Annotated in this window: 11 protein-coding genes; 6 read left to right on the top strand and 5 right to left on the bottom strand. The window is 73.7% G+C overall.

What is annotated here, in order from left to right; all coding sequences use genetic code 11:
- The coding region (locus J1M37_RS11565) for a protein kinase domain-containing protein (RefSeq protein WP_036314207.1) at positions 1 to 609 on the bottom strand (609 nt) is incomplete at its 3' end.
- A gap of 108 nt (positions 610 to 717) precedes the next feature.
- Between J1M37_RS11565 and lipB the strand changes: the two genes are divergently transcribed.
- From lipB to J1M37_RS08375, 3 genes are read left to right on the top strand one after another with little or no spacing between them, the layout of a single operon-like run.
- A complete protein-coding gene (lipB, locus tag J1M37_RS08365; RefSeq protein ID WP_049146957.1) occupies positions 718 to 1419 on the top strand; it encodes a lipoyl(octanoyl) transferase LipB in 702 nt (233 codons plus the stop codon).
- Positions 1416 to 2423, top strand: a complete 1008-nt coding sequence (gene lipA, locus J1M37_RS08370) for a lipoyl synthase (RefSeq protein WP_036383060.1) — start codon at positions 1416 to 1418, stop codon at positions 2421 to 2423. Before lipB ends, lipA begins: the two co-directional genes overlap by 4 nt.
- 26 nt (positions 2424 to 2449) lie before the next feature.
- Complete coding sequence (locus tag J1M37_RS08375) at positions 2450 to 3262, top strand: DUF4191 domain-containing protein (RefSeq protein WP_036314203.1); 813 nt, start codon at positions 2450 to 2452, stop codon at positions 3260 to 3262.
- Positions 3263 to 3384: 122 nt separating this feature from the next.
- Here the strand turns inward: J1M37_RS08375 and J1M37_RS08380 are convergent, their stop codons facing one another.
- Positions 3385 to 3885: an RDD family protein gene (locus tag J1M37_RS08380; protein WP_049146950.1), complete on the bottom strand. Its 501-nt coding sequence runs from the start codon at positions 3883 to 3885 to the stop codon at positions 3385 to 3387.
- A gap of 151 nt (positions 3886 to 4036) precedes the next feature.
- Here J1M37_RS08380 and glnA point away from each other — a divergent pair, with 151 nt between their 5' ends.
- Positions 4037 to 5461, top strand: coding sequence for a type I glutamate--ammonia ligase (glnA, locus tag J1M37_RS08385; protein ID WP_036314201.1), 1425 nt, complete (start codon positions 4037 to 4039; stop codon positions 5459 to 5461).
- Between the two features lie 153 nt (positions 5462 to 5614).
- Entirely contained in the window at positions 5615 to 6619 is a 1005-nt protein-coding gene (locus J1M37_RS08390) for an LLM class flavin-dependent oxidoreductase (RefSeq protein ID WP_036314199.1), read from the top strand.
- A gap of 66 nt (positions 6620 to 6685) precedes the next feature.
- On the opposite strand, the gene J1M37_RS08395 is transcribed toward J1M37_RS08390, so the two are convergent.
- Positions 6686 to 9808 (bottom strand): bifunctional [glutamine synthetase] adenylyltransferase/[glutamine synthetase]-adenylyl-L-tyrosine phosphorylase, encoded by a 3123-nt coding sequence (locus J1M37_RS08395; RefSeq protein WP_206452437.1) that lies wholly within the window; start codon positions 9806 to 9808, stop codon positions 6686 to 6688.
- A 10-nt stretch (positions 9809 to 9818) separates the two neighbouring features.
- A complete protein-coding gene (locus J1M37_RS08400) occupies positions 9819 to 11159 on the bottom strand; it encodes a glutamine synthetase family protein (RefSeq protein WP_206452438.1) in 1341 nt (446 codons plus the stop codon).
- A gap of 36 nt (positions 11160 to 11195) precedes the next feature.
- On the opposite strand from J1M37_RS08400, the gene panB reads away from it, so the two are divergent.
- A complete protein-coding gene (panB, locus tag J1M37_RS08405) occupies positions 11196 to 12059 on the top strand; it encodes a 3-methyl-2-oxobutanoate hydroxymethyltransferase (protein WP_036383056.1) in 864 nt (287 codons plus the stop codon).
- Positions 12060 to 12126: 67 nt separating this feature from the next.
- On the opposite strand, the gene J1M37_RS08410 is transcribed toward panB, so the two are convergent.
- Positions 12127 to 12339 carry an SPOR domain-containing protein gene (locus J1M37_RS08410; protein WP_036340724.1) on the bottom strand — a complete coding sequence of 71 codons (213 nt, stop codon included), beginning with the start codon at positions 12337 to 12339 and terminating at the stop codon, positions 12127 to 12129.
- Positions 12340 to 12527 lie beyond the last annotated feature (188 nt).

Raw genomic sequence — 12527 nt, forward strand, 5'->3', positions numbered from 1 at the left:
CCCCTCCACCGCGGCGAGCGCCTCGGGGGCCGCGAAGCCCGGCGTCGCCCCGGCCCCCGACGCCCCGCCGACCACCCGGGCGACGCCGAGGTCGGCGAGGGCCGGGCTGCCGTCGACGCCGAACAGGACGTTCGCCGGGGACACGTCGCCGTGCACCACCCCCTCGCGGTGCAGGCACGCGAGAGCCTGGGCGATCGGGACGAGCACGGTGACGGCCTGCCCCGGGCTCAGGGGTCCGACCCGCTGCACCATGTCCTGCAGCGTGCCGGCCGCGCGGTGCTCGGTGAGGACCCCGAGGCCCCGGTCCGTCTCCACCACGCCGAGCACGCGCAGCAGATGGGGATGCGCGACCCGTCCGGCCTGCGCCTCCGCCGCCAGCGCATCCGGCGCCGCGCCGGCACGGGGCACCTTCAGGGCGGCCCGGACGCCCCGACCGTCCTCGACGAGCCAGACCTCCGCCTGGGCGCCCGCGCCGAGCAGCCGGACGGGTTCCCAGCCCGGGGCGCGCGGCGCAGCCGTGCCCGGCTCCGACGACCTCTCCGGTTCGGTCTCCGGCCCGCCGCCGACGCGTCCGGCCGCGCCGCCGTCCGCCTCGTCCCAGTCCCGCATCGGTCTCCCCTCTCCGCCGCGCCGTCCGTTCCATCCCAGGGTGCCGCATGTCCCCGGGCGTCACGGCGGTTGTCCACAGGTCCGGGCCCGAGGACTACAGTGGACGTCATGCCCGAGACCCTTCTGCCGCCCCTGCGCTTGCTCGGCCTGGCGCCCGACCTGGTGGACTACCACGCCGCCTGGGACGCCCAACGCGCCCTGCACGCGGACGTCGTCGCCGGCCGCTCCGACGGCGAGTTCCTCCTCCTGGAGCACGAGGCCGTCTACACGGCCGGTCGCCGCACCGAGGACGCCGAGCGCCCCACGGACGGCGCCCCCGTCGTGGACGTGGACCGCGGCGGCAAGATCACGTGGCACGGCCCGGGCCAGCTGGTCGGCTACCCCGTGGTCCGACTGCGCGACCGTGCCCACGTCAAGGACTACGTCTGGTTCCTCGAGGAGCTGCTGATCCGCACCGCCGCCGAGTTCGGCGTCACGGCCGTCCGCGTGGACGGGCGGGCGGGCATCTGGGTCCTCGCGGACCGGGACGACGACGGCACGGCCCGCCCGGACCGCAAGGTCGGCGCCATCGGCCTGTCCATCCACGACGGCGTCTCCATGCACGGCTTCGCGCTGAACTGCTCCAACTCCCTGGCCCCCTACGAGGGCATCATCGCGTGCGGCATCACGGACGCCGCCACCACCACCCTGTCGGTCGAGACGGGCCGGACCATCACCCCGGCCGACGTCGTGCCGGTGCTCACCCGTCATCTGGACGAGCTCGGGCCTGCGTACATCGCCGTCACCCCCACGGAAGGAATCCCCGCATGAGCCTCGCCCCCGAAGGACGCCGCCTGCTGCGCGTGGAGGCGCGCAACGCCGAGGTGCCCGTCGAGCGCAAGCCCGAGTGGATCAAGGCCAAGGTCCACATGGGCCCCGAGTACATCGGCCTGAAGAACAAGGTCAAGTCCGCCGGCCTGCACACCGTGTGCGAGGAGGCCGGCTGCCCCAACATCTTCGAGTGTTGGGAGGACCGCGAGGCCACGTTCCTCATCGGCGGGGACATCTGCACCCGCCGGTGTGACTTCTGCGACATCACCTCCGGCAAGCCGCGCCCCCTGGACATGGAGGAGCCGCAGAAGGTCGCCGAGAACATCCGCGAGATGGACCTGCGGTACGCCACCGTCACGGGCGTGGCCCGTGACGACCAGAAGGACGGCGCGGCGTGGCTCTACGCGGAGACCATCCGCCGCATCCACGCGCTCAACCCGGGGACCGGCGTCGAGATCCTGCCGCCGGACTTCGGCGCGGTGCCGGAGCTCGTCCAGCAGGTGTTCGACGCGCGGCCCGAGGTGTTCGCGCACAACCTGGAGACGGTGCCGCGCATCTTCAAGCGCATCCGCCCGGCCTTCACGTACGAGAAGTCCCTCCGGGTGCTCACGATGGCCAAGGCCGACGGGCTCGTGACCAAGTCCAACCTCATCCTCGGCATGGGCGAGGAGGACCACGAGATCGACCAGGCCCTGGTGGACCTGCACGAGGCCGGCTGCGACATCATCACCATCACGCAGTACGTGCGGCCCTCGAAGCTGCATCACCCCATCGACCGCTGGGTGAAGCCGCAGGAGTTCGTCCAGTGGTCCCAGCGCGCCGAGGAGATCGGTTTCCAGGGCGTCATGGCGGGCCCGCTGGTGCGCTCGTCGTACCGCGCGGGCAAGCTCTATGCGCAGGCCATGCAGCGCCTCGGCCGGACCCTGCCGGAGAACCTGGCGCACCTGGCCGGGGAGAAGACCGCCCGCCAGGAGGCCTCCGCCGTCGTCGCCCAGATGTCCTGAGCCGCCCGACTAGACTGGACCCCGTCATGACGAAGAACAGCCAGCCCCCCGCGTCCTCCTCCGGCTCCACCTCCGCCACGCTCAAGGAGGTCAAGGCCATGCAGCGCGAGCGTCGCCTCCGCGAGAAGGAGCAGGCGAAGGCCCAGCGCCGGGACAAGCGCGCCACGAAGGGCCCGGGCGTGATCTCCCAGCTCAAGCAGGCCTACGCCATGACCAAGGCGCACGACCCCAAGGTCGGACTGTGGATGCTGCTGGCCTTCCTGGGCGCCCTGGTCGTCGGCCTCGTCATCGGCCTCCTGCTGGACAACTGGATCACGTGGCTGCTCATCGCGATCCCGTTCGGTGTGCTCGCCGCCGTCGTCATCCTGAACCGGAAGGCGCGCCGCGCCGGGTTCGCCCAGCTCGAGGGCCGCCCCGGCGCCGCCGGCGCCGCGCTCTCCACGCTGGGCCGCGGCTGGATCGTGTCCGAGCAGCCGGCCGCCGTGAACCCGAAGACCCAGGACCTCGTCTACCGCGCCGTGGGCCGGCCGGGCGTCGTGCTGGTGACGGAGGGCCCCTCCCCCCGCGTCGCCGCGCTGGTGGTCAAGGAGGAGAAGGCCATGCGCCGCTTCCTGCCCGGCGTGCCCGTCACCGTGGTGGAGTCCGGCAACGGCCAGGGCCAGGTCCCGCTGCACGAGCTGCCCGGCACGCTCAAGGGCATGAAGAAGGCCCTCACGGCGCAGGAGGTCCAGGCCGTGGACAAGCGTCTGACCGCGCTCAACACCAACCGGCTGCCCATCCCCAAGGGCGTCGACCCGAACAAGGTGCGCCCGAGCCGGCGCGCCATGCGCGGCCGCTGAGCGCCGACGCACCCGCGCGAAAGGGGGGCGCCCCGCCGAGGATTCGGCGGGGCGCCCCCCTTTCGTCGTGTCCGGCCTCGCGTCGAGTCGGATCCGGCGTCGTCCGGCGCGGGCCGGTGCGCTCACATGCGGATCTCGACGGTGCCGGCGACCTTGTCGTGCATGCCGCGGCCGTCCGGGCCGACGACGACGGCCGGCAGCACGAGGCACAGCAGCGCCGTGCGCACCACCACGCGGTGCACGGGGGCGGTCCGGCCGCCGAGGCGCACCACCTGGGTGCGGCACACGGCCTTGCCCACGGTGGTGGCCAGCAGGGTGATGCCCAGGATGTGCATGGTGGCGAAGACCATCAGGGTGGCGATCGCGTCGGAGTCGAAGAGCAGCCAGGACACGCCCAGGGCCAGGAACCAGTCGATCACGAGGGCGACGGCGCGGCGGGCCGCAGTGGCCATCGAGGTCGGGCCGTGCTCGGGCAGGCCCAGCAGGTCCCCCGGCCAGCGGCCGCCGGCCAGGCCGCCGCCCGGACCGTCCACCCAGCCGGCGAGGTCGCGCCGGGTGATCAGCGGCTCGTCGCGGCGGGTCGGTTCGGGCTCTTGCGCGGGGTCGGGTGCTCTGCGTGCCACCGGCCCAGCCTACCGGCGCGGAACCGCGAGGCTCGCCGTGGGGCGTCACCGACGCCCACGGAGGCCGCCGGGCAAGTAGGGTGATGACACCCGCCACGCCAGCGCCGCCGTGCCGGACATGCCACCATCGTCACGACCACAGGAGCGCACCATGTTCACCTCCCCCGCGGACGTCCTCGCGTACATCAAGGATGAGGGGATCGAGTTCGTCGACGTCCGCTTCACCGACCTCCCCGGCATGCAGCACCACTTCAACGTGCCCGCCTCGAGCGTCGACGAGGACTTCTTCGTCACGGGCCAGCTCTTCGACGGCTCCTCGATCCGGGGCTTCGCCGGCATCGCCGAGTCCGACATGCAGCTCATCCCGGACGTCGCGACGGCCTTCGTGGACCCCTTCCGGGTCCGCAAGACCCTCACGATGAACTTCTCCATCGTGAACCCCCGCACCGGCGAGCCCTACCTGCGCGACCCGCGCGGCGTGGCCCAGCGCGCGGAGGCCTACCTGAGCTCCTCCGGCATCGCCGACACGGCGTTCTTCGCCCCCGAGGCCGAGTTCTTCATCTTCGAGGACGTCCGCTACGAGTCCTCCCCCCGCGGCTCGTTCTACGCCGTGGACTCGGACGAGGCCTGGTGGAACGCCTCCCGCGAGGACGAGGGCGGCAACCTGAGCCACAAGACCGGCCTCAAGGGCGGCTACTTCCCCGTCTCCCCCACGGACAAGCAGGCCGACCTGCGCGACGAGATCTGCTCGGTCCTGGCCGAGGTCGGCCTCGAGGTAGAGCGCTCCCACCACGAGGTGGGCGCCGCGGGCCAGGCGGAGATCAACTACCGCTTCAACACGCTGACCCACTCGGCGGACGACCTGCAGAAGTTCAAGTACGTCGTCAAGAACGTCGCCAACATGTTCGGCAAGTCCGCGACCTTCATGCCCAAGCCCGTCTTCGGCGACAACGGCTCCGGCATGCACTGCCACCAGTCCCTGTGGAACGGCGGCGAGCCGCTGTTCTTCGACGAGAAGGGCTACGCGAACCTCTCGGACACCGCCCGCTGGTACATCGGCGGCCTGCTGAAGCACGCCTCCGCGGTCCTGGCCTTCACCAACCCCACGGTGAACTCCTACCGCCGCCTGGTGCCGGGCTTCGAGGCCCCCGTGAACATGGTTTACTCGCAGGGCAACCGCTCGGCGGGCATCCGCATCCCGATCACCGGCTCCAACCCGAAGGCCAAGCGCATCGAGTTCCGCGCCCCGGACGCCTCGGGCAACCCGTACCTCGCGTTCGCCGCGCAGCTGATGGCCGGCCTGGACGGCATCCGCAACCGCATCGAGCCGGCCGAGCCGATCGACAAGGACCTCTACGAGCTGCCGGCCGAGGAGGCCGCCGACATCCAGAAGGCACCCGCCACCCTGGACGAGGCCCTGAACGCCCTCGAGGAGGACCACGAGTTCCTCCTGGCCGGCGACGTGTTCACCGAGGAGCTGATCGAGACCTGGATCGCGTACAAGCGCGAGATGGAGATCGCCCCGCTGGCCCTGCGCCCGAACCCCTACGAGTTCGAGCTGTACTACTCGGTCTGATCCGCCCGCCGCGGCCCCGACGACGGCCGTTCGTCTCCCACGCCGGAGGCGGGCGGCCGTCGTCGTGCCCGGCCGCGGAATAGTCCGGGGCCGGTGGGCGCTGGATCTGTGGAGACCTCCGCCCGGCCGGGCGGCCCGCAGACCAGGAGCACCATGACCGAGCACACCGCCCCCACCCCCCTGCCGCTGTCCCTGCTGGACCTCGCCCTCGTCCGCGACGGCGCCCCGATGGGCGAAGCCTTCGCCGAATCCGTGGAGCAGGCCCGCGTCGCCGAGGCCGCCGGCTTCCGGCGCGTCTGGTACGCGGAGCACCACAACATGCCCTCCATCGCCTCCTCCGCCACGGCCGTACTCATCGCGCACGTGGCCGCGCACACCGACTCGATCCGCCTCGGCTCCGGCGGCGTCATGCTGCCCAACCACTCGCCGCTGGTGATCGCCGAGCAGTTCGGCACCCTGGCCGAGCTGCACCCCGGCCGCATCGACCTGGGCCTGGGTCGCGCCCCCGGCACCGACCAGCGGACGCTGCAGGCGCTGCGCCGGGATCCGTCGGCGGCCGAGCGCTTCCCGCAGGACGTGCTCGAGCTGCAGGGCTACCTCACCGGCCAGAGCCTGATCCCCGGCATCGACGCCTACCCCGGCAAGGGCACCAACGTGCCGCTGTACATCCTCGGCTCCTCGGCGTTCGGCGCCCAGCTGGCCGCGCAGCTCGGCCTGGGCTACGCGTTCGCGAGCCACTTCGCACCGCAGATGCTCGAGCATGCGGCGCGCCTGTACCGGGAGCACTTCGAGCCCTCCGAGGCCCTCGCGGAGCCGCACTTCATCGCGGCGGCCAACGTGATCGCCGCGGACACCGAGGAGGTGGCCGAGCGGGAGTGGCAGGCCGCGCAGCGGGCGCGCATCCGGATGATGCTCGGCCGGGGCCGCACCCTCACCGACGACGAGGTCGAGATGCTGCTGCACTCCCCCGCCGGTCAGCAGGTGCTCGGGATGCTCGAGTGCACGGCCGTGGGCACCGGCCCGACGACGGCGGCGTGGCTGCACGACTTCGCGGCGCGGGTCCAGGCGGACGAGCTGATCATCACGACGGCGGCCCAGGACGCCGGCGTGCGGCGACGCACCCTGGAGCTGCTCGGGGAGCACGTCGTGCGCGCCTGAGCCGGCGCTCGCGACACCGGAGCACGGCCGGCCCGCCACCCCGTCGAGGTGGCGGGCCGGCGTCGTTCAGAGCCCGTAGAACCGGGTCTCGAACACCTGACGGGCCAGGCGGGTCACCCGCAGGTAGCGCTCCTCGAGCTCCCCGCCGGCCGTGCCCACCCCGCTGAGGCGGGCCACGGCCTCGAGGTCGCGCATGTTCGTGGGCAGCACGTCCGAGACCTTGCCCGTCCACAGCAGCAGGGCGGCGCGGATCCGGGTGGCCAGCAGCCACGCCTCCTCCAGCACGGCGACCTCGGCCTCGGGCAGCAGCCCGTGCCGGGCGATCGCCCGCAGGGCCGGCAGCGTGCCGGTGACCCGCAGGTCCTCGACCTCTCCCGCGTGGCGCAGCTGCAGGGACTGCACCAGCCACTCCACGTCCGAGAGCCCGCCGCGGCCGAGCTTGACGTGCCGGGAGGGGTCCGCGCCGCGGGGCAGGCGCTCGGCCTCCACACGGGCCTTGATGCGCCGGATCTCCCGCGCGTCCGCGGTGGTCAGGTCCCCGGCGTAGCGGACGCCGTCGGCCCAGCGGCGGAAGTCGGTGGCGAGGTCGTCGTCGCCGGCCAGGGGGCGGGCGCGCAGCAGCGCCTGACGCTCCCACACCTCGGCCCAGCGGCCGTAGTACTCCCGGTACGAGTCCAGGGTGCGCACCAGGGGCCCCTGGCGTCCCTCGGGGCGCAGGTCGGCGTCCACCTCGAGCGGCCGCTCGCCGGGCAGCGGCGGGGTCGCGGGGCGGTGCAGCAGGGACATCAGCGTCCGCACGACCTCCTCGGCCTGCTCGCGCGCCCGCCCCTCGTCGACGCCGGGGCGTGGCCGATGCACGAACAGGGCGTCCAGGTCCGAGCCGTAGGTGATCTCCCGCCCGCCCTGGCGGCCCATGGCCACCACGAGCACGTCGGTGAGCGGGTCGGCGTCCCCGACGACGGCGCGCGAGGCCACGCGCAGGGCGCCGACGACGGTGATCTGGTCGATGTCCGACAGGGCCCCGGTGACGGCCTCGAGGTCCAGCAGCCCCGAGATGTCCGCCAGGGCCACGCGCAGGGTCTCGCTGCGCCGCACCTGCCGCACATGGCGCACGGCCGCGGGGGCCTCCTCCGCGGCCACGCGGCGGTCGAGCCGCGCGTCGACCTGGCGCCACAGCTGGATCGCGCCCCGGGGGTCGAGCTCCCGGTCGTCGCCCACCCAGGCCACGGCCTCGGGCGAGTGCTCGAGCAGGTCCCCCACGAACCGGGGGCCGGACAGGACCAGGCACAGCCGTCGGGCGGCGTCCGAGGAGTCGCGGAGCATCCGCAGATACCAGGCCGTGCCGCCCAGCGACTCGGAGAGCCGGCGGAAGGCGAGCAGGCCGCCGTCGGGGTCGGCGCCCCGCGCGAACCAGCCGAGCATGGCCGGCAGCAGCTGCCGCTGGACCGCGGCCCGGCGCGAGACGCCCTGCGTGAGGGCCTCGATGTGCCGCAGGGCGCCCTGCGGGTCGCGGTAGCCCAGCGCCGCCAGGCGGTCGCGGACGGCCTCCGCGGACAGCCGCACGTCCTCGGCGGACAGGGCGGCCGTCGTCGACAGCAGCGGCCGGTAGAACACGGTCTCGTGGAGACCGCGCACGGCGCGGCGCACGCGCGTGAACTCGGCCTGGAGGTCCTCGCCGGTGGCGGGGCCCCGGTCGGCGGCGCCGCGCATCGACCGGGCGACGACGCGGCGGGCCTCTTCCTTGACCGGCATCAGGTGGGTGCGCCGCAGGTGCACGAGCTGGATGCGGTGCTCGAGGGTGCGCAGCCACCGGTAGTGCTCGTCGAACGCCCGCGCGTCTCGCGTGGTGACGTAGGAGGCGGCGTGCAGCGCCCGCACCGCGTCGAGCGTGCCGCGCACCCGCAGCGACTCGTCCGCACGGCCGTGCACGAGCTGGAGCAGCTGGGCCGTGAACTCGACGTCGCGCAGGCCGCCGGGCCCGAGCTTGATCTCCCGCTCGCGCTCCGCGGGGGCGAGGGTGTCCAGGACCCGGGCGCGCATGGCCCGGACGGACTCGACGAACCCGTCGCGCGCGGAGGACTCCCACACCCGGGGCCAGATTTCCGCGATGTAGCGCTCGCCGAGCTGTGGCGAGCCCGCGATGGGGCGGGCCTTGAGCAGGGCCTGGAACTCCCAGCCGTGGGCCCAGCGGCGGTAGTACTCGGCGTGGGACTCCACGGTGCGGCTCAGGGCGCCGTCCTTGCCCTCGGGACGCAGGTTGGCGTCGACTTCCCACAGTCCCGGCTCGGGGGCCGCGCCCTGGATCACGCGGCCGATGCCCGCGGCCAGCTCGGCCGCGAGCGCGGCGGCGCGCGGCCCGTCCGGGACCTCGGCGTCGGGGTCCGCGCCGTCCGCGGCCTCGCGGACGGCGTGGGCGAACACGACGTCCACGTCTGAGACGTAGTTGAGTTCGCCGGCGCCGCACTTGCCCATGCCGATCACGGCGAGGTCCACGCGGTCCACCACGGGGCCCTCCCGCTCGGTGAGGACGGCCCGTGAGACGGCGAGCGCCGCGTCCACGGCGGCGCCGGCCAGGTCCGCGAGCCAGCGGCCCACCGAGGGCATGGCCGCCGTGGGCTCGGCGGAGTCGAGGTCGCGCAGGGCGATCGCGGCCAGCTGGCGGCGGTAGGCGCGGCGCAAGGCGACGGCGGCGTCCTTGCCGGTGACGGCCGCGAGGGGGCGGTCGGCGTCCGGGTCGGCGCCCACCGAGTCCAGGAGCAGGCGGCGCAGGGCGGCGGACGCATCACCCCAGGGCTCGCCGGCGGTCGGGTCGGGCTGGGCGAGGGCGGGCGCGGTGGCGGCGGCCGCGTCCGGGTCGAGGACGAGGTCCAGTTGCTCGGGACGGCGGATGAGGAACTCGCCGAGGGCCTCGGAGGCGCCGAGCAGCCGCAGCAGGCGGGCCGTCGTCTCGGGGTCCCGGAGGGCGTGGTGGACGCGGGGCTCGCGCTCGGCCAGGCGCACCCACAGCAGCAGGGCCCGGTCGGGATCGGCGGCGTGGCCGAGGAGCTCGACGAGGGGACGCACGTCCACGCCCTCGAACTCGGGCGAGGTGAGCAGCGTCTGCACGCGGCCGGCGTCGGCGACGCCGGCGTGCGCGAGGGTGCGGCGGTCCGGGGCGTCGGCGGTCGCCGCGTCGGGCAGGGCGGACACGGCCGGCGCCTCAGAGGCCGGAGAGGTAGCGCCGCAGCTCGTACGGCGTGACCTCCACCCGGTAGTCGTCCCACTCCTGGCGCTTGTTGCGCAGCAGGGCGTCGAAGACGTGCTCGCCCAGAACGGATGCCACGAACTCGGACTCCTCGGCGGCGCGCAGGGCGTCGTGCAGGGTGCCGGGCAGGGGGACGTGGCCGAGCACGCGCCGCTCGTGGGTGGTCAGCGCGCTGATGTCCTCGGCGGCGGACTCGGGCAGCTCGTAGCCCTCCTCGATGCCCTTGAGCCCGGCCGCGATCAGCAGGGCGTAGGCGAGGTACGGGTTGGCCGAGGCGTCGATGCCGCGGTACTCGATGCGGGCCGAGCCGGCCTTGTCCGGCTTGTACAGGGGCACGCGCACGAGGGCGGAGCGGTTGTTGTGCCCCCACGAGGTGTACGACGGGGCCTCTCCCCCGCCCCAGAGGCGCTTGTAGGAGTTCACGAACTGGTGGGTCACCGCGGTGATCTCCACGGAGTGGCGCAGCAGGCCCGCGATGAACCGGCGGCCCGTGACGGAGAGCCGGAACTCGTCCGCGGGGTCGTAGAACGCGTTCGCGTCACCCTCGAAGAGGGAGAAGTGGGTGTGCATGCCGGAGCCCGGGTGGTGGGAGAACGGCTTGGGCATGAACGTGGCGTAGGTGCCCTGGGCGGCGGCGACCTCCTTGACGACGGTCCGGAACGTCATCACGTTGTCCGCCGTCGTGAGCGCGTCCGCCGCGCGCAGGTCGATCTCGTTCTGGCCGGGGCCGTTCTCGTGGTGGCTGAACTCGACGGAGATGCCCATGCCCTCGAGGAGGCTGACGGCGTCGCGGCGGAAGTCGGCCGCGTCGGAGCCGGGCACGTTGTCGAAGTAGCCCGCGCGGTCCACGGGCACCGGCTCCCCGTCCGGGCCGGGCTGGTCCGACTGCAGGAGGTAGAACTCGATCTCCGGGTGGGTGAAGCACGTGAAGCCCTGGTCCGCGGCCCGGTCCAGCACGCGGCGCAGCACGTGCCGCGGGTCGGCGGGGGCGGGCCGGCCGTCCGGGGTGAGCACGTCGCAGAACATCCGGGAGCTCTGTCCCTGGTCGCCGCGCCAGGGCAGGATCTGGAAGGTCGAGGGATCGGGCTGCAGCAGCATGTCCGACTCCGAGATGCGGGTGTATCCGTCGATCGAGGAGCCGTCGAAGCCCAGGCCCTCCGTGAAGGCGTTCTCCACCTCGGCCGGAGACAGGGCCACCGACTTCAGCGTACCGATCACGTCCGTGAACCAGAGCCTGACGAACCTGACGTCCCGGTCCTCGATGGTGCGGAGCACGTAGTCCTGCTGTCGATCCATGCCGCCACTCTAGACGCGCCGCGTAGACTCCGGCCCATGTCTGCTCCCCAGTCCCCCCGGCAGCCTGACGACACCGCCCCCTACGGGCCGCCCGCCCCGTCCCGGTACCGGACGGTCCACCTGCAGCGGGCCAAGGACGAGGGCCGGCGCTTCGCGATGCTCACCACCTACGACGCGATGACGGCGGCCCTGTTCGACGAGGCCGGCGTCGAGGTGCTGCTCGTGGGCGACTCGGTGGGCAACACCGTGCTGGGCCATCCCACCACCCTGCCGGTCACCCTGGACCAGATGATCCTGTTCACCCAGGCCGTGGTGCGCGGTGCCGAGCGTGCCCTCGTGGTCGCGGACCTGCCCTTCGGCTCGTACGAGGCCTCCCCGCGGCAGGCCGTCGAATCGGCCGTGCGCCTCGTGAAGGAGTCCGGCGCGCACGCCGTCAAGGTGGAGGGCGACGAGCGCTTCGCCGAGCACGTGGCCGCGATGACGGCAGCCGGCGTCGCGGTCATGGCCCACATCGGCTTCACCCCGCAGTCCGAGCACGTGCTCGGCGGCTACCGGGTGCAGGGCCGCGGCGCGGGGGCGGCCGAGCGGATGACGGCGTCGGCCCGGGCCCTCGAGGCCGCGGGGGCGTTCGCCGTCCTGATGGAGATGGTCCCCTCGGACGTCGCCGCCGCCGTCGACGCCGCGCTGCGGGTGCCCACCGTGGGCATCGGCGCGGGCCCGGGCACCACGGGCCAGGTGCTCGTGTGGCAGGACATGCTCGGCCTGCGCGAGGGACGGGTGCCCCGGTTCGTCCGTCAGTACGCCCGCCTGCACGAGGTCGTGGGCGACGCGGTCCGGGCCTATCGCGCGGACGTGCTCGACGGCGCGTTCCCGGCCCCGGAGCACGGCTTCGAGGGCTGAACCCGCCCCGTGCGACGACCGGGCCCCCGTCCGAGGGACGGGGGCCCGGTGTCGTCCGGCGCCGCGGTCAGGAGGCGTCGTCGACGGGACGGCTGTCCCAGTCGTCGTCGCGCGCGTCCTCCGCGTCGGCGGCCTCGTTGTTCGCCCGCACGCGGTCCATCGCGGCCTGGGCCTCCTCACGGGTGCCGAACGGGCCCAGCAGCTGGGACCAGTCCGACTGGGCGCCCACCTCCACCTGATGCGTGTTGACGTTGTACCAGAACTCGCTCGTCTCGGTCATGGGGGCCACAATAGCCGGGCCGATAGGCTGGAGGACATGTCCCAGCGTCAGAACCCCGCCGTCCCGTCCAGCCACAACGGTCCCCGCCCCGCGGGCCCCACCGCACCGGAGCCCGGGTCGCTCGCCCCCGTCGGCACTCTGACGCCCGGGCGGATGTGGGCGGCGGTGTGCTCCATGGCCTGCGCGGC

Origin of the sequence: Micrococcus sp. KRD012, from assembly GCF_017168555.1 — a bacterium.
GTDB classification, from domain to species: Bacteria; Actinomycetota; Actinomycetes; order Actinomycetales; family Micrococcaceae; genus Micrococcus; species Micrococcus luteus.